The sequence below is a fragment of the Paraburkholderia sp. Ac-20336 genome (assembly GCF_017105025.1).
GTDB lineage: Bacteria > Pseudomonadota > Gammaproteobacteria > Burkholderiales > Burkholderiaceae > Paraburkholderia.
Genome location: NZ_JAAGPS010000006.1, coordinates 83,320 through 100,687 on the forward strand (window position 1 = coordinate 83,320; position 17,368 = coordinate 100,687).

The following is a 17,368-nucleotide window of genomic DNA, read 5'->3' on the forward strand; positions in this document are numbered from 1 at the left end:
GACAACCGCCGCGAGGCGGGCGATCCTTCGCATGATAGTTAGTAGTGCGGTGGATTGTTGATGGAGTCGAGAATTGAAGATCATTGATACTGACGTGCTGGTCGTCGGCGGTGGCCCGACGGGGCTGACGCTTTCGAACGTGCTCGGACGTGCCGGCGCACGGTTCGTACTCGTGGATCGCAAGCCGTCTACCATTGGCGAGCCGCGTGCCGTGTCGATCGACGACGAATCGCTGCGGACCATGCAGGCGGTCGGTCTGTCGGAAGCCGTGATGAAGGACGTCGTGCCCGGTTACGGCGTGCACTACTTTACCCGCCACGGTGGCCGGTGTTTCGGCAAGGTGATTCCGACCGCAAGCGAGTATGGCTTTCCGCGTCGCAATGCGTTCCGGCAACCGCTTTTCGAGGCGACCGTGCGCGACGGCCTGAACCGGTTCGCATCGGGGCAGGTGCTGTTTGGCCACACGCTGGAGTCGTTCGAGCAGGGCGAACGGGGTGTTACGGCCAGGGTCAGTGCCGCCGGGGAAGAGATCGAGATCCGCGCGAAGTATCTGGTCGCGTGCGATGGCGGCCGCAGCCCGATACGCGAGCTGCTCGGCATCAGGATGGTCGGCTCGACATTCAAGTCGCGTTGGCTCGTGATCGATACCGAGGACGACGACGATACGTTCTCGCAGATGCGTGTGTACTGCGACGCGGGGCGGGCGGTGGTCGACGTGCCCGGTCCGCATCGGACCCGGCGCTTCGAAATCCTCGTTCATCCCGACGAATCCGCCGAGGCGATCATGGAACCGGCGACGGTTCGCAAGCTGCTCATGCCGTTCAGGGGAGACCGGGAGACGAACATCATCCGCAAGACGGTCTATACGTTTCACGCGCGCGTGGCCGAGCGTTGGCAGGAAGGGCGCGTGTTTCTCGCCGGCGACGCCGCGCATCTGACGCCGCCGTACGCCGGGCAGGGCATGAATAGCGGCGTGCGCGACGCCTTCAATCTCGGCTGGAAACTCGCGGCCGTACTGGATGGCCGTTTGCCAGAACGGGTGCTCGATTCGTACGAGACGGAGCGCCGCGGCCATGCGTGGGCGCTGATTCGGCTCGCGCTCAATCTGGGCATCGTGATGGCGCCGTCGTCGCGGTTGAGCGCGTTCCTGTGGCAAGCGTTTTTCACGTTTGCGGCTTATGTGCCGCCGTTACGGGACTATTTCCTGCAGATGAAATTCAAGCCGAAGCCGCGCTTCAGGGAAGGGCTGCTCGGTCCGGACGACGGACTCGGCAAGTGGAGCTTCCGCGGCCGCATGTTGCCGCAGCCGATGGTTCGGACCCCGGATGGAATGAAAGTCCTGCTCGACGATCTGACGGGGCAAGGATTCTCGCTCGTGCAGTATGGCCCGGTGGGCGGCAGCCGCCTCGCCGATCTGGGCCATCCTCTATGGAATAGCCTGCGCTGCACGCGCGTGCACGTGCTGCCTGCCGGCTCGTCCATGCCCGTTGGACAGAATCGCGGCTCATTGCAGTTCGTCGTCGACGAGAACGATGTGTTCAAGGTGCCGCTCGGCGGCTGCGTGGGGCAAATCCTGCTGCTTCGTCCCGACCGCTATGTGGCCGGGGCATTCCGCGCGGAAGAGCAGTCGCCGTTTGCCACCGCCTATGCGGTCCAGCTCGGTATCAATCAGCCTGGCGAGTGCGCGCCGGAAAGCCGGAAGGTGACCGAGGTTGCCACGTCGCCCCATGTATGAGGGAAATAATCATGTCTACTACGCTTCAGCAGGCAACGCCTGCAAGACTGCATCACCTCCATATCGTATCGGCCGAGCCGCGCCAGCTCGCCGATTTCTATCGCAAGCAGCTCGATCTGGTGGACGTCCCGTCGCCCGACGGCAGGATCGTCCTGACCGGACCGGGGCGCGCGGTGGAAATCAGCGATTCCCTGAGCGGACGCCAGCCGTGTTCGTGCTTCGTGGTCGATACCGAGGCAGACCTCGCGGCGTTGCGTCAACGTCTGGTTGCGCGCAACGTCACGTGCGAGCCGGCAGATAGCGTGCTGTATCGGCCCGGTGCGTTCATGATTCGCGACCCGCAGGGGCGGTGCGTGTCCTTCGGTCTCACGGCGGGGTCGCCTTCGCGAGATGGCTTGCCCGCGCGTCTTCAGCACACCGTGTTCCAGACGACGGAGCTCGAACGCGTCGTGGTGTTCTACACGGAGACCGTGGGCTATGCGATTTCCGACGAAGTAGTCAGCGACGACGGCAAGACGATGGTCGTCTTCCTGCGGTCGGACGACGAGCATCACTCGCTGGCGTTCTTTCAGGGCAGCCAGAATGTCTGGGATCACCACTGCTACGAGACGAACGAGTGGAACGATATCCGCGACTGGGGCGACCGCTTCGCCAGGGCCGAAGTGCCGATCTTCTTCGGTCCGGGGCGGCATGGTCCCGGCGACAACCTGTTTTTCATGGTGACCGATCCGGACGGCAACCGGCTGGAGTTCTCCGCGGAACTGGTTCGCGTCGGCGTTGGCGACACGCCCGGAGTTTGGCCGCACAACGAACGTACGCTGAATTCGTGGGGACGTGCCTGGGTTCGGACCTGATGCCTGCCCCTGCATGGTTCGTATGGTCCGTGTGAAGCGGCATGATTCCCCGGCAGTCTCCCGGCCACGTTCGATGCAATGCGAACACGAACCCCGGAAGCCGGGGCGCGGCGCTCCCCGACAACGGTCTTGTGCCGTCATCGAGCGCCGTGTAAACGCGAGTACCTATCTGGCGGAAATTATCTCATGATGAGAAAATCAGTTTCCCGTCAGCTACCGATTTCCCGCCATGTCCGCATCTGACCGTTCCCTCTCCGTTCTGAAACTGTTCACGGTCGAACATCCGGAATGGACTGCCGAAGAGGTGGCCTCGGAACTCGAGGTGGGGATCGCCACCGCCTACCGCTATCTCGCCGCGCTCGACGAGGCGGGACTGGTTGCGACCACGCGGCCTGGCCGGTACGGACTGGGGCCGACCATCACCCAGCTGGACCGTCAGTTGCAGTTGACCGATCCCTTGCTGATCGCGGCACGTCCCGTCATGGACGATCTCTCCACTTACGCTCCGCCCGGGTCGGTCGTGCTGCTATGCCGCGCGGTCGGCGACGACGTGCTGTGCATTCATCGCGTCAATGCGAAGGGTAGCCCGACGGCGATCAGCTACGAGCGCGGGCGGCCGATGCCGCTTTTCTACGGCGCGACTTCGAAGATGCTGCTCGCGTACATGCCGCCCCGGCGGATCAAGGCGCTCTTCGAAAACAATACCAAAGCGATTGCGAAGGCCGGGTTGGGCCGCACGCTGCCGGCATTCCGCTCCGTGCTGACGGAATGGCGCAGACACGGCAGTCTCGTGACGCGCGGGGAAGTGGATGCGGGACTCGTCGGGATCGCCGCGGCCGTGCTGTCGTTGGACCGGGTGGGAATCGGCAGTATCAGCTACGTGGTGTCGGATGAGACAGACGAAAAAATGATCGCCCGCCTGGCCGCGTTGGTGTCGACCGGCGCACGCGAAGTCGAAACGGCTTTGCGTGCCGAGGCCGAAGCGGTTTAACCGGCGGGCGGGTCACGCGGGGCGCTCATCGGCTCACGCGCTTAGCTGCTTACCCGCTACCCGCTAACTGTTCGCCCGACTAGCCGCTTACCGCTTGCCACAACAGGACGCCGTTGAGAACCAGCACCAGCACAGTCGCTGCAATGGCGAGCACGGTGACGGACCTGTGGTTGTGGTGCTCACCCATGACGCTGCGGCGCGAGGTGAACCAGACGAGCGCGATCATCGGCACCGGCAACGCGAGGCTCAGAACGATCTGGCTGGCGATGAGCACGGTGGTGACGTCGAGACCCGATGCAATCACGACGATGGCCGGAACCACGGTGAGGCCCCTTCTGAGCCACAACGGAATCCGGTATCCGACGAATCCCCGAACGATGATCTGCCCGGCCAGCGTGCCGACCACGGAACTCGATATGCCCGACGCGACCAGCGCGATCAGGAAGAGAGTGCCGGCGAACGCACCGAACAGCGGCGTCAAAAGCCGCGTTGCCGAGGCAATATCGGCCGTCTCGGCGTGTCCGTTGTGAAACGCAACCGACGCGATGACGACCATGACCATGTTGATCAACCCTGCCGCGCCCAGCGCGACGATTACCTCGATGTTCGATAGTCTGATCCGCGCGCGTGGCTCGCGTACGGCACCGGCCGATACGCGGTTCTGGGTCAGGCCTGAATGAAGGAACAGCGCGTGCGGCATGATCGTCGCGCCGACTATGGCGACCGCGAGACCGAGTGCGCCGTGATCGGTGAAACGCGACGGGATGCTGTGCGCCCAGACCGATGACCAGTTCACCGGCATCCGCGATACCTCGACGAGATACGCCATCCCGATCACGCTCACGAATGCGCCGATCACGAGTTCGAGCGGCCTGTAACCGCGCGTTTCGAGTTGCAGAAGCGAGTAGGTGGCGGCGACGGTCAGCAGCATGGCGTTGAGCAGCGAGAGATTGAAAAGCAGGGAGATGCCGATCGAACTGCCGATCACCTCTGCAAGGTCGGTTGCGATGGCGGCCGCTTCGCAGAGAAGCCAGAGCGCGATGACGTAGCGGCGAGGCAAGCTGTCGCGGCAGATATCGGCAAGATTGCGGCCCGTCACGATGCCGAGCTTTGCCGACAGCGACTGGAACAGCATTGCCACCACGCTGGCGAGCAGAACCACCCAGAGCAGTTCGTCGCCGTATCTTGCCCCGGCCTGAAGGTTGGTGATGATGTTGCCCGGGTCCAGATAGGCGACAGAGGCGACGAGGGCAGGGCCGGATGCACCGAGAAGCGCGCGCAGGCCGCTTCGGTAACCGGTGGCGGGTTGCCGAAGCGGCAGGGCCGGGGTGCCGAGAACGGCGCCGCCGCGTGTTGTTGGGTTCATGACGCCACGCGTAGAAGGGAGAGGACTCAAAAGAGACGGGCCGCTGTCTTATGGCGACCCGATGAAGGTGCGGGAATGTCGGTGGCCCCGGATTCGTATCGGGCAGCGCGGCAATGCTTTGCAGCAGTACCGTGCCGCCATGCCGCGCAGGATCGCCGCGAGTTCAGACACGAACTCAGACGCGAGTTCAGAACGTGGTGGTCATCCCGATTCTGGTCAGCAACTGCGAGCCTGTGCTCGACGGTGCGCTCAAGCCGTTGATCCAGGCGGTCGCGCTGCCGTTGCTGCCCGTCGCCCGCTGATAGATACCTTCCACGTAGACGCTCGTGCGTTTGGACAACGAGTACATGACCGACGCAGCAACTTCATGGGCTTTGTTGTCCAGGAGCACGGCGTTGCCCTGCATGTACTGGTAATCGGCGCCGAGCGACCAGAACGGCGTGACGTGCCAGTTCGCGCCGATCTGGACCATATCGATCTGGCCGCCTGTCAGCGTGTTGCGGGTGTTCGTATAGAGCAGATTGGCGAGAACCTTGCCGGTATCGTATTGGGTGCCGACTCCCCAATTGCGGATGCCATCGTGGCCGTTGCTCATCTCCGGATACTTGATCTCGGTATAGGCGGCGGCGATGCCGAATCCGCCGTGCCGGTATTCGAGCGCCGCGCTGACGGCATTGTCGGCCGATACGGAACCGGCGACATTGCCGAAGCCGTACATCATCCCGAACGAGAATCCGCTGTAATCGACGGACTGGTATTTGACGGAGTTCTGCATGCGCGACGATCCGCCGATGCGGTCGAAGTCCCATGAGCCGGTCGGATTGCCCGGAATGCCGAGGGTCTGGAAGGGGCCTTCGCGAAAGTTATAGAAACCACCGGTGTACAGCGATGCGTCGTAGGACAGCAGCTGATCTTTCATGAAGTCGTATTGCGTACCGAACGTCAGTCGTCCCAACTGTGTATTCGACAGGCCCACATAGGCGGTGCGGTTGAACAGCGCATTGGCGGTCGGAATGGTCGAGCCGTTCGCGAGAGAAAACTGGTTGACCAGTTCGAAAATGGCCTTCGTGCCGCCCCCCAGGTCTTCCTGGCCGAGAAAGCCAAGCATGTTGGGGTAATAGATGCCGTCGTCGAAAAAGGTCTTGCTCTTGCCGCCCGAATTGTTCACGTAGGTTATGCCGGCGTCCATCATGCCGAAGATGGTGACGGAGCTTTGAGCGGCGGCGCTGCCGCAGGCGAGCAGGGCGGCCGATGCGAGAATGGTGTGTCTGAACATGAGGGTTGTCTCCGGATTCTTGTTGTTTCTTGTTGTAGAAGGGCTGCCGCAGATCGGGCACCCGTCGTTCAATGCGTGGCGAATTCGGCGCGATCGACGGTGCGGGCGGCGCCGAGGCGGCTCATCGCGAGCATCACGAGCGACGCGCCGAGCACCGGGGCTGCCGTGGCGACGAAGATGTGCGCAACGGGCAGGCCCGTGGCGACCAGCGCGCCGACCGCAACGGGGCCGACGGCGCCGCCGAGGCGCCCGGCGGCAAGCGCCCAGCCCACGCCGGTCGAACGGATGGCGGTCGGATAGGTCATCGAGGCGATGGCGATCAGGCCCGAAGTGGCACCGCCGACGAACAGACCCGTGAGACCCGAGCACAGCGAAACCAGCGCGGTGTTAGGTGTACTGAGCCCTGTAAGCGCAAGAACGATGGCCCCGAGCGCATAGATAGCGGCGAGGAAGCGACAGGTGCCGAGGCGCTCCATCACCGCGCCGGCGATGGCGACGCCGATCGTGCCGCCCACGTTGTTCCAGGCGAGGACCGTGGACGCGGCGGCCACCGACATGGCCGCGCTACGCAGCAGCGTGCTGGCCCAGGCCAGTGTCGCGATCAAGGCGAGGAAGTTGAGGAAGAACGCGAGCCACAGCAGGGCCGTGAGCGGCGCGCGGCCGTCGACGAACAGATGCTTGACCGGCAAGCCTTTTTCCTGATGCTCATGGGTCGCGTAGCGCACCGGCTCGCCGGCGAGGGAAGAAGGCGCGAGACGCCTGACGATCCGCGCGATGCGATCGTCCCGCGCGCCGGACAGGATCAGCAGCCGCACCGATTCGGGCGCGAAGAGCCACACCAGCACCGCGGCGGCGATCGGCACGATGCCGCTCAGATAGAACATGGCCCTCCAGCCATACTGCGGAATCACGATGCTCGCCGCAAAGCCGGCGATGACGCCGCCGGCCGGCATGGCGGCCCACAGCAGCGAGGCGATGCGGCCGCGATGGCGCCGGGAGACGTATTCGGTCGTCAGGCTGACGAGACACGGTGCCGCGCCGCCGAGTCCGATACCCGTCACGATACGCAGCACGAGCAGCGTGACGAATCCGGGCGCCGTCACCGTGCAGAGCGACGCCAGTCCGAACAGGCACGCGCAGGCGATCAGCACGGTCTTGCGGCCGATGCGGTCGGCAACCGGACCGAGCAGCAGCGCGCCGATCATGAAACCGAGCTCGGAGCCGGCGAAGATGGGGCCGAGCTGGGCTGGTGTCAGCTTCAGGTCATTGGCGAGCAGCGGTGCGCTCAGACCCATGACCTGCACGTTGGCGCCATCCATCAAGGCGATCAGGAAGCAGATGGCGAAGATCGACGCCTGGAAGAGGCCGAATGGACGCTCATCGATGAGATCGTCTACGAGCACGGTTTTCATGATTGTCTCCTTGGTGTGATGTGTTGTATTTCAGGGTGGATTAGTCAGTCAGACTAAGCATTCGCGCTGGCGAAGCGCGGAAAGAGCCGCAGCGCGTTTTCGCGCGCAATGGCCCGATGCTGTTCCGCAGTGAGGCCGTCGAGCGTGCGGAAATCCGCGATATTGCGCGCGACGTTGTGCGCCGGCTGGAACGGAAAGTCGGTGCCGACCATGATCTGCGAGAGCGGGGCGAGTGTGCGCAGCACGTCGAAGGTGGGCTGGTTGGCCGACATGGCGAGGTCGTAATAGAGCCCCTGCAATTCCGCGATGACCTCGGCGGATGGCTTGGGGCCCGGCTTCATGACCGGCATCGGCGAGAGCAGCGCGATCCGGTGCGCGATCGCGGCAAGCACGCCGCCCGCGTGCGGCACGATGAGCTTCAGATTGGCGCAGCGCTTGAGCGTGTCCGAGAACACGAGGTCGATAACCGTGCGCGCGGTGTCGCATGGGAACTCGAACAGCGGCGCCGGGCGTCCGAGTCCGACGGCCGAAAAGCAGGCCGGGGCGGTCGGATGCAGGAAGATCGTGGCGTGCCGTTCGTTGAGCCGGTCGAATATCGGTGCGAACGCGGGGTCGCCGAGGTACTTGCCGTCGCTGTTCGTTTCGACGATCAGGCCGTCGAGACCTAGCTCGTCGAAGGCATAGTCGATTTCGGCGAGGGAGTCGGCCACGTGCGGCAACGGCAGCGTCATGAAGCCGCCGAAGCGGCCTGGGTAGTCGCGCCGGAGTTGCGCGATGTCTTCGTTGATGGTGCGGGCAAGCCGCACGCGCGCTTCGCGTCCGGAGAGGAAACTGACGCTCGGCGAGGACACGGAGAGCATCATCGTGTCGATGCCGTTTTCTTCCATGACGGCGGTGGCTTTTTCCGGGCTCCATTCGGGAACGGGGTAGCCGCCGTCGAGCGTGGCGAGGCCGGCGTCGTCGAGCGCCTTGCGGTAGGCCGGCGGCAGGCAGTGTGCGTGGACGTCGATGAGACCACACGTGCAGCGGTAAGCGGTGTTCATGATGAAATAGGTATCCTGATGGAGTGGGGGCGATCAGGCTCGTTCGAGCTGGATCGGCGAGGGGAGCCAGTCGTAGCCGTCGCCGTTGCGGCGCAGATGCCCGCGCCCCGGAAACGGAAAGTGATACGAGAGGACCTGATGCTCCTGCTTCTCGATCCACTCCAGCACTCTCATGCGCGTGGCCGCCGCAATGGAACTGTCGTAGTCGAACAGGAACGCCCATTCCGGCCGCCTAAGCAGCAGCACCTGGTGATGGCAGAGGTCGCCCCAGCACACGAGCGTGTGCCCCTCGCTGGAGATTGCGTAGATCGTATGGCCGGGGCTATGGCCGGGCGTGGCATGAGCGCGGATGCCCGCCACGATCTCCTGGCCATCCTCAATGAATGTGATGACGTCGCGATACGGCGCGAGATTCTTGTGAGCGCCGTAGAAGTGGTCTTTCATATGGTCGGACATCGAATCGCGAATGTTCTCGAGGTTCGTCCAGTAGTCGACGTCGGCCCGGCTCACGGCGATGCGCGCATTCGGGAACAGCTTGCGGTCGTTGTCGTCGACGAGACCCCAGCAGTGGTCCGGGTGGGTATGGGTCAGGGCCACGATATCGATGTCTTCCGGCTCGATACCGGCCGCCCGCATATTGATGATGGCGCGGCCGGTATTCGGGCCGAACGTCTTGACGCCCAGTTCGGCGTTGATGCCGACGCCCGTGTCGAACAGCACCAGATGCTCGCCGGTATTGACAAGGAGTACGTTCTGATCGAGCGCGATCGTTTCGGTCGGCAGGAAGGCCTGAAGCAGCAGGTCGTCGATTTCCTCGACATCGGCTTTCGGAAACGTGTTGCGCGGCGGGCCGAGGTGCAGCAGGCCGTCGGTCACGACCGTGCACTGAAAGCCGCCGAGATCGAAGCGGGTCCAGCCCGCCTGCAGCGCATGTGCGCGATCGTTCGTCGGATGTAGAGCCATGTGTTATTTCCTCGGTGGGTTGATTGCCGGCACGCGGGGCGTGTCGGGGTCGCTGTCGGGTTCGCTCAGATCGGAAAAGCGGGAGCCGTGGAGGCCACGGTGATCCATCGCAGCTCCGTGAATTCGGCGATACCGGCTTTGCCGCCGAAGCGTCCGTAGCCGCTACGGCCGGTGCCGCCGAACGGCATCTGCGGTTCGTCGCTGACCGTCGCGCCGTTGATGTGGCAGATGCCTGAGCGAATCTGCTTCGTGACCGCGAAGGCGCGTTCGATGTCGTTGCTGAATACCGCCGCGGACAAACCGAATTCCGAGTCGTTGGCGATCTCGACGGCGTGTTCGTCGTTTTTCGCCCGCATGATGCAGACGACCGGGCCGAATGTTTCCTCGTGGTAAATCGACATCTCGCGCGTGACGCCGTCTAGCACCGTGGCCGGCATGAATACGCCTTCGGCCTTGCCGCCGGCCAGCAGCGTGGCGCCTCGCGCCAGCGCGTCGTCGATGAGTTCGTTGATACGCGCACTGGCGCCGGCGCTGGCGAGCGCACCAAGCGGCGCGTCAGTGGTGCGCGGATCGCCCACGCTCAGGCGCGCGGCCTTGTCGGCGAGACGCGCGACGAAAGACTCGGCAATCGCGGGCGTGACGACGATGCGCTCGGTCGACATGCAGATTTGCCCCTGGTTGAAAAACGCGCCGAATGCAGCGGCGGCGACGGCGCGTTCGACATCGGCGTCGTCGAGTACGATCAGCGGAGACTTGCCGCCCAGTTCGAGCAGCACCGGCTTGAGTACACGTGCTGCCCGTTCGGCGATCAACTGGCCGACCCGGGTCGAGCCGGTGAAATTGATGCGCCGAACGGCGGGGTGCGCGATCAACGTATCGGCCACTTCGCCGGCCGCCGCCGGCGCATGTGTGATGACGTTGACTTCGCCGTTGCCGAGTCCGGCTTCGACGAGCACGTCCGCAATCAGCGAATGGGTCGCGGGACACATTTCCGATGCCTTCAGGATGACCGTGTTGCCGCAGGCGAGCGGCATCGCAATCGCACGCGTGCCGAGCACGATCGGCGCATTCCAGGGGGCGATGCCGAGCACGACGCCGGCCGGCTGCCGTACCGCAAACGACAGACGGCCTTCGTCCGACGGAACGACTTCGCCTGCGATCTGGGTTGTCATGCTGGCGGCTTCGCGGAGAATCGCGGCCGCGGCGAACACGTTGTGCTCGGCCCAGACGCGCGTCGCACCGGTTTCGCTCTGCATGGTTTCGACGAAGAGATTTTTCTTCTGCTCCATCAGGTCGGCGGCGCGCAGCAGAATCTCGCGCCTGATCGAAGGGCCGGTTCGGGACCAGACCGCGAAGGCGGCTTGCGCGGCATCGGCCGCGAGCCGGGCGTCCTCGATGCCGGCCGAGGCGGCGCGCGTGACGACCTGATTCGATTGCGGATTGGCACGATCAAACGTCGCGCCGGCAACGGCCGGCTGCGGGCGTCCCGCGATGAGCAACTGGACGGTTCTCAAGAGGTGTCTCCATGTGACAGGACTGTGTGGATGCGAATGTAGGAGAACCAACCTTGACCGACTTGCCTGATAGTGCAATTTCGCTGCGCACGTGCAGCACGGAATCGCGCCGACACTGCACTGTCAGGCAAGACGTGTAGCCGGGGGGCGACTAGAGTCGGCACGGTCGGCACCGGATCTCCGGCGCCATGGAGACAACCTCAAGGAGACGTCGAATATGTCGTTGCAAGGCAAGACCATTTTGATCACCGGGGCCGCCTCGGGTATCGGCGCCGCGTGTGCGGCAACGGTCCGGGCGCAGGGCGCGCGCGTTATTGCGGTGGACCGGAACGAGCCCGCGGCGGGGCTGTGCGATCAGTTCATTCGGGCCGATCTTGCGCAAGCCGATTCGATCGATTCGGTTGCAAAGCAGGTTCACGGCCGATTGGACGCGCTGTGCAATATCGCCGGACTGCCGCCGACGAAAGGGCGCACACCCGTGCTGCAGGTCAACTTCGTCGGGTTACGCCAATTGACGCTGGCTTTGCTGCCGCTGATGAATGACGGTGCCTCGATCGTCAATCTGGCGTCGCTGGCGGGATTCGGCTGGGCCGATCAGATCGGTCAGGTTCGGGCGCTGCTCGGCGTGAGCAACCTGGAGGACGTCGATGCGTTCTGCGAAGCGAATGGCGTCGACGACGCGCGCGCGTACTTTTTGTCGAAGGAGGCGCTAATTGCATGGACACTGCAGATGCGCTGGGCGTGGCGTAGCCGCGGCATCCGCATGAATGCGATCAGCCCCGGGCCGGTGGAGACGCCCATTCATCAGGACTTTCTGAAGACGCTAGGCAAGCGGGCTGAGGAAGACATGCGGCTCGTCGAGCGCGCGGGGCGGCCCGACGACATTGCTCCGCTCGTGGCGTTTCTGTGCGACGACGGTAGCCGGTGGGTACGAGGCGTCAACATCCCGTGCGATGGCGGGATGGCGGCCAATATCCTGTGTCAGTCGAGCGGGCTCGGCTGAGTCGTGCCTCGCCGGTAGTCGCGGGGCGACACGCCGAACATTTCCTTGAAGGTGCGGCTGAAATGACCGGGGCTCACAAAGCCCCATTTCATCGCCAGCTGGGTAATCGAGCATTGCTGCAACGCCAGGTTGCCCAGATCGCGACAGACATGCATGAGCCGCAGCTGCAGGATGTACCGGGAGAGAGTGTGGGTGCCGCTATCGAATACCGTGTGCAGGTAACGCTTCGAGCAGTTCAGGTCGAGCGCGATCCGCTCGACGGTGAGTTCGGGATCGGCGAGATTCTGCTCGATGTATTCGATGATGCGTGTGCGCAGCATCCTCGGGTGCAGATGCTTTCTGGTTTCCGACACCTGATCCTGCAGTGCGATTCTGATCTGGGTAGTCAGGTCCTGCTCGATCGGGTCGGCCGATGCATCGGCATCGAGTTCCGGTGAGAGTTCGAATGCCTGCAGGCGATCGATGATGTAGCGGGACAGCGCGAGGCCCGCACCGCTATGGGAGGTCAGCGGATGGACCAGTGCGCAACGCTCGGTGAGCGAGAGACGCATCATGTCCTTTGGAATAGTCGCAATCGCCACGTGAATGGCATCGGGCGCATTCATCAGATAGGGGCGCGCGGTGTCGTAGATGGCCCAGTGCCCCGGCGAAAGCTTCGCCTTTAAACCATCCTGCTCGAATTCGGACGTACCTTCGAGCTGGATCGTCAGCTTGTACCGGCTGGAACTGGCCTCGCTTCCCGGCGTGTTTTCCACGCGATGCCCTTGGGCCGCCAGCCGGCAAAGCTGGATTTGCCCGACATCGGCATAACCGATCTGGCCCGAGAAGGACTCGCCGGTCGCTGGGTCGAAAAGCCGGCCGCCGAAACGCTCGCTGAAGCGTTCGCCGATCGCTCGCGCCCATTCGGTCGCCTGTCCCGCGGGCGGGATCGCTGCCGTGGAGACGGTAACGAAGTTCTTCATTCCCGGTGTCTCTGAAAAATTGAGAATATCAATATAATAATACTGAAATTTTTATCAAAATAAGATTTTTTTGTATAAGTATTCACCCTATTGGATGGGCTGGGTGCAAACGTCGGGAGACGGTGTTTCCCCCGTCTGGGCGAGGTCCGGCTCGATAGTTGAGGCAAATGGAATTCTGATGAGGAAACGCAGCTAATTATCTGGGCGTCAATATCGGCCATCATGCTGCCTGTAATTCACGCTGAACAGGAGATGTTCGATGGGTGCAGAAAATTTATCTCGCGCTGCGATCATGGCCAATGCTTTGTGCGGTATCGCGTGAGCCCGGCAGTCATCACATGGTAAGCCGCGACACTTCACATGAGCGGGAACGCGGACGTTTGGCCCGTTGGTGCAGGCGCTTTTCGATCCCGCTGCTGGCGCTGATTTCGGCGCTCGGTATCGCGTCCTGCAGCGGTAAACGCGAGCCGGACGCCGTCAGGAATATGACAATGAAACCTTCCATTACCTATTTGCATCTCTTGCGGCACACGCCATTTTTTACCGCGCTGACGACGGCTCAACTGCAATGGGTGATCGACCACTCGCACGAGTGGGAAGCGGACCCCGGTGCGGTGATTGCGAAATGCGACGGCACCGCGGACCCGGAAGCACCGTACTGGATTCTGCTCGATGGCGGATGGCAGGTTGAGTTCAAGGGACAGACGTTCCCCAGTGGCCACGCCGATCCCGGCAAGTGGTTTCGCTCGGTCGATGTGCCGGGCGGTGCCTGCGCACTGGTGACCAATGAGCATAGCTATGTGATGCGTATCGAGCGTCACGACATGCAGGCCATGCTCGATCAGGGATTCGGATTCCGTACTCACCTTGATAGTGGGGATGCGTATTACAGATCGATTTTCAATGCAGGCAAGAATGGGGCGCGTTGAATAGCCGGAAGGGTATCGCGGCGCGTGTCGTGGCGTGTATCGCCGCGATGCGTCAAACGGCTGACCGATCGGTCAGAGCGGCGGTTACCTGAAACGGATCGCGCCGGGCGTAGGCAAGGGAAGGGGGCTTCACGCGCTTGATCTGAAGACTCAGGATTGCTCTTCTCCCACAGGATGCTCCGGCGTGACGGAAGAACCCAGGCCGTTAAATAAATCGCCAACGGTTTGCCTGATCCAGCGGCATGCCGGATTGTGATGAAACCGCGCATGCCAGTACTGCCGAATGGTGAAGCAGGGCAAACCGATGGGAACCGGTAGCGCCCGTAGCGCGTTGCGCCTTTGCAATACGTCGGCGAGCAGGTGCGGAACGGTGGCGAGCAGATCGCTGCCGGCCAATATCTCTCCAATCCCCAGATAACTCGGAATGCGCAGATGCACCCGTCGCTGAGGTGCTTCCGTCTCGAGCATTTTCGTTACCGCCACGAATCCGCTGCCGGTCACCTGTACTTCCAGGTGCGCTTCGCTCAGGTAGCTCTTGAGCGTCAGACGCGGGCCGATCCGTGGATGACCGGTTCGCAATAGACAGACGACGTGATCGTCGAATAACTTTTGTTGATAGAAGCCAGCCTCGATATGCGGCATGTAGCCGATCGTCAGGTCGATTTCGCCGGTTTCGAGTTGCGTCGGCGTGTCCGCCGAAATATGCGACGTCTCGATGCGTACGTTCGGTGCCGTCACGCGGACTTGAGCCAGAATTTGCGGTAGCAATACCACCTGGCTAATGTCTGTCATTGCGATCCGGAAAACGCGCGCCGATGACATCGGATCGAATACGGCTTGAAGCGAGAGCGTGTATTGCAAGAGTCGAAGAACTTCGCGGATTGGCTCGATGAGCGCTTCCGCATGAGGTGTCGGGCGCATCCCCCCCGCTCCCCGAACGAAGAGCGGATCATTGAAACGGCGTCTTAGCTTGGAGAGACCGACGCTCAACGTGGGTTGACTCAGGGCAAGCTTTTCGGCTGCGCGAGATACGCTCCCGCCGGTATAGATTTCGTCGAAGATTTGCAGCAGCTTCAGGTCAATGTCATTCATTGCCAACATCCTTCAATCGTGTACTCGCGCGGTAGCGTTAGAGGCGCGCTCACGCCCATTCGCTCCTGAGGTATGCAATATCGGGGGCGTGGAGGACGCGGCGGGGCTGCGTCTGCCGACGGGTACCATGCTCCGCTTGCAGCCCCGATGCGTATAACGGCAAGGTCGTCCTCTATTCGCGATTCCCGATGCGCGCTCGATGCGATTCCGCATCATGCATCCCCATCGATTGGCCGTCGATAAGCGGGTAAACGAGGATCGCGCCGGGAAGGCACTGGCAGTTATGCGGCTTATCAATCCGATGATTTGTCGCGCTACCCGGTGTATGGCCGGCAAGCCCGGTCACATCTTTCAACTCCCGAAAACGGCGTCAGCCTCTTGGGGGCGGGTTTATAGAAAATCATAATAATGCATATTGATTTCGATTTATAGACCTGCCCGGTGACCGGGTCTACCGTGCTGGAATCGGACAAGCGCATTCGGCTTGGCGATAGAGCGGCGCCCGAATAAAAGGGGCTGATCGTGATGTTGCATCGATCGAAGACTATAGCCGCCTTCTATATTCGCCATATTTAAAGAAAGGTAGGAGACATGGAAGTGGACAATACAGCAGTCGGCAGCAGGGATGGACAGCATTTGCCAAGACGGCATCGGATCGTACGGGGATCGAGAATCGTTATTGCCTCATCGTTCGGTGCGCTCCTGGAGTGGTACGACCTGTACATCTACGCGGCGCTCGCCGGTACGTTCGCCCATCTGTTTTTTCCACCCGGTAATCCGACGGCGGCGATGTTGTCGAGTCTGGCGGTTTTCGGCGCAGCGTTTGTACTCAGACCGATCGGCGCGATCATTTTCGGCTATATCGGCGACCGGATCGGGAGAAAGCGAACGTTTGGCATGACCATCGTACTCATTGGTGGTGCAACGATGGGCATCGGCTTACTGCCGACGTATTCGCAGATCGGCGTTCTCGCGCCTGTTCTGCTGGTCGTATTGCGCCTCTTGCAGGGACTGGCACTCGGCGGCGAGGTGGGCGGTGCCGCCACGTACCTGACCGAGCATGCGGATAAGCGCCGCCGGGGGCTGGTCAGCAGTTGCCTGCAAATGACGGCGACGGGCGGTCTGGTGCTGTCGATCGTCGTCGTGACGATGTCGCGTGCCTGGATGAGCACCGCGATGTTCGATAAGTGGGGATGGCGAATTCCGTTTCTCGTGTCGTTGATTCTTCTCTACACGGCCATCAAGTTGCGTGCGGGGCTGAACGAATCGCCGGTCTTCGAGCAATGCAAGGCTCAGGGAAAGCTCGCTCGCAACCCGATTGCCGCCAGTTTTCTCGACCGGCAGAACCTGAAGAAAGTACTCGTTCTGTTGTTTAGCGCGGCAGCGGGAGTCGGCGTGCTTTACGGCACCGGGCACTTCTATTCGTTCTACTTCGTGAGTACCGTCCTGAGGGTCGATCCCGAAACGACCAACGTCCTGATGGTCACGTCATTGATCGCAGCGGCTCCGTTCTATTTTGTGTCGGGGTGGTTGTCGGATCATTTCGGTCGAAAGTGGATCATGGTACTGGCCTGTCTTGCCGCCGCGCTCACGATTCAGCCGGCATTCAAGGCGCTCACGCACTACGCCAATCCGCAGCTGGAGAAGTTTCTGGCGGACACCGCCATTGACGTATCGGCTAACGACTGCACATTCCGCCTGTTCTCCCCAGCGGTTACCGCGTGCGATAAGACTCGCGACTACCTGAGCCTTGCCGGTGTCTCGTACAGAACGCAGCCCGCGGACGGCACCGGGATGGTCACGACGATCGGCTCGCAGCGGATTGAAGGGTTCGACGCCGCAAAGCTGAAAGCCGCGCTCGAAAGTGCGGGTTGGCGGGAACATGCCGACGAGACCCAGGTCAATAAGCCGATGGTATTTCTGCTGCTCTGGTATCTCATCATACTGTTGACCATGATTTACGGTCCGATTGTTGCCTTCATGGTCGAACTGTTTCCCGCGAACGTTCGGTATACGTCGCTTTCGCTGCCCTATCACATAGGAGCCGGCTGGTTTGGAGGCATGCTGCCGTTCGTCGTTTCGGCACTCAATCTTTCAGTCGGCAACATTTACGCCGGACTTTGGTATCCGATTGGTGTCGCCGCGTTGGCGTTCGTCGTTGGCGCGCTGTTTATGACCGAAACAAAAAATAACGACATCAATTAATCGGTTTAACTTCAATATTGTTT

General features: G+C 62.1%; 14 protein-coding genes. 6 read left to right on the forward strand and 8 right to left on the reverse strand.

What is annotated here, in order from left to right; translation table 11 throughout:
• The first annotated feature begins 73 nt into the window (after nucleotides 1-73).
• The 3 genes from GXB81_RS04580 (at nucleotide 74) to GXB81_RS04590 (ending at nucleotide 3,580) form a co-directional block, all read left to right on the forward strand.
• Nucleotides 74-1,735, forward strand: coding sequence for a bifunctional 3-(3-hydroxy-phenyl)propionate/3-hydroxycinnamic acid hydroxylase (locus GXB81_RS04580; RefSeq protein WP_205988493.1), 1,662 nt, complete (start codon nucleotides 74-76; stop codon nucleotides 1,733-1,735).
• A gap of 11 nt (nucleotides 1,736-1,746) precedes the next feature.
• Nucleotides 1,747-2,589: a VOC family protein gene (locus GXB81_RS04585; RefSeq protein ID WP_205988494.1), complete on the forward strand. Its 843-nt coding sequence runs from the start codon at nucleotides 1,747-1,749 to the stop codon at nucleotides 2,587-2,589.
• A 229-nt stretch (nucleotides 2,590-2,818) separates the two neighbouring features.
• Nucleotides 2,819-3,580: an IclR family transcriptional regulator C-terminal domain-containing protein gene (locus GXB81_RS04590; RefSeq protein WP_205988495.1), complete on the forward strand. Its 762-nt coding sequence runs from the start codon at nucleotides 2,819-2,821 to the stop codon at nucleotides 3,578-3,580.
• Nucleotides 3,581-3,659: 79 nt separating this feature from the next.
• Here GXB81_RS04590 and GXB81_RS04595 read toward each other — a convergent pair whose 3' ends face one another.
• The 6 genes from GXB81_RS04595 to GXB81_RS04620 all read right to left on the reverse strand — a co-directional run bounded on the left by GXB81_RS04595 (nucleotide 3,660) and on the right by GXB81_RS04620 (nucleotide 11,154).
• Nucleotides 3,660-4,946, reverse strand: coding sequence for an Nramp family divalent metal transporter (locus GXB81_RS04595; protein WP_205988496.1), 1,287 nt, complete (start codon nucleotides 4,944-4,946; stop codon nucleotides 3,660-3,662).
• Nucleotides 4,947-5,133: 187 nt separating this feature from the next.
• On the reverse strand, nucleotides 5,134-6,222 hold the full coding sequence (locus tag GXB81_RS04600) for a porin (RefSeq protein WP_167282961.1): 1,089 nt from the start codon (nucleotides 6,220-6,222) through the stop codon (nucleotides 5,134-5,136).
• Nucleotides 6,223-6,290: 68 nt separating this feature from the next.
• Nucleotides 6,291-7,634 (reverse strand): MFS transporter, encoded by a 1,344-nt coding sequence (locus GXB81_RS04605; protein ID WP_205988497.1) that lies wholly within the window; start codon nucleotides 7,632-7,634, stop codon nucleotides 6,291-6,293.
• 53 nt (nucleotides 7,635-7,687) lie between these two features.
• Nucleotides 7,688-8,677, reverse strand: a complete 990-nt coding sequence (locus GXB81_RS04610) for an amidohydrolase family protein (RefSeq protein ID WP_205988498.1) — start codon at nucleotides 8,675-8,677, stop codon at nucleotides 7,688-7,690.
• A 33-nt stretch (nucleotides 8,678-8,710) separates the two neighbouring features.
• Nucleotides 8,711-9,640 (reverse strand): MBL fold metallo-hydrolase, encoded by a 930-nt coding sequence (locus GXB81_RS04615; RefSeq protein WP_205988499.1) that lies wholly within the window; start codon nucleotides 9,638-9,640, stop codon nucleotides 8,711-8,713.
• Nucleotides 9,641-9,705: 65 nt separating this feature from the next.
• Nucleotides 9,706-11,154: an aldehyde dehydrogenase gene (locus GXB81_RS04620; protein ID WP_205988500.1), complete on the reverse strand. Its 1,449-nt coding sequence runs from the start codon at nucleotides 11,152-11,154 to the stop codon at nucleotides 9,706-9,708.
• Nucleotides 11,155-11,371: 217 nt separating this feature from the next.
• Here GXB81_RS04620 and GXB81_RS04625 point away from each other — a divergent pair, with 217 nt between their 5' ends.
• Nucleotides 11,372-12,157 (forward strand): coniferyl-alcohol dehydrogenase, encoded by a 786-nt coding sequence (locus GXB81_RS04625; RefSeq protein WP_205988501.1) that lies wholly within the window; start codon nucleotides 11,372-11,374, stop codon nucleotides 12,155-12,157.
• On the opposite strand, the gene GXB81_RS04630 is transcribed toward GXB81_RS04625, so the two are convergent.
• A complete protein-coding gene (locus tag GXB81_RS04630) occupies nucleotides 12,136-13,119 on the reverse strand; it encodes a helix-turn-helix domain-containing protein (protein ID WP_167046968.1) in 984 nt (327 codons plus the stop codon). The genes GXB81_RS04625 and GXB81_RS04630 overlap by 22 nt on opposite strands.
• Nucleotides 13,120-13,382: 263 nt before the next feature.
• Between GXB81_RS04630 and GXB81_RS04635 the strand changes: the two genes are divergently transcribed.
• Nucleotides 13,383-14,048, forward strand: coding sequence for a hypothetical protein (locus GXB81_RS04635; protein WP_345889850.1), 666 nt, complete (start codon nucleotides 13,383-13,385; stop codon nucleotides 14,046-14,048).
• 150 nt (nucleotides 14,049-14,198) lie between these two features.
• Here the strand turns inward: GXB81_RS04635 and GXB81_RS04640 are convergent, their stop codons facing one another.
• Nucleotides 14,199-15,140 carry a LysR family transcriptional regulator gene (locus tag GXB81_RS04640; protein ID WP_167046966.1) on the reverse strand — a complete coding sequence of 314 codons (942 nt, stop codon included), beginning with the start codon at nucleotides 15,138-15,140 and terminating at the stop codon, nucleotides 14,199-14,201.
• A gap of 591 nt (nucleotides 15,141-15,731) precedes the next feature.
• Between GXB81_RS04640 and GXB81_RS04645 the strand changes: the two genes are divergently transcribed.
• Entirely contained in the window at nucleotides 15,732-17,345 is a 1,614-nt protein-coding gene (locus GXB81_RS04645) for an MFS transporter (protein WP_205988502.1), read from the forward strand.
• Nucleotides 17,346-17,368: the final 23 nt, after the last annotated feature.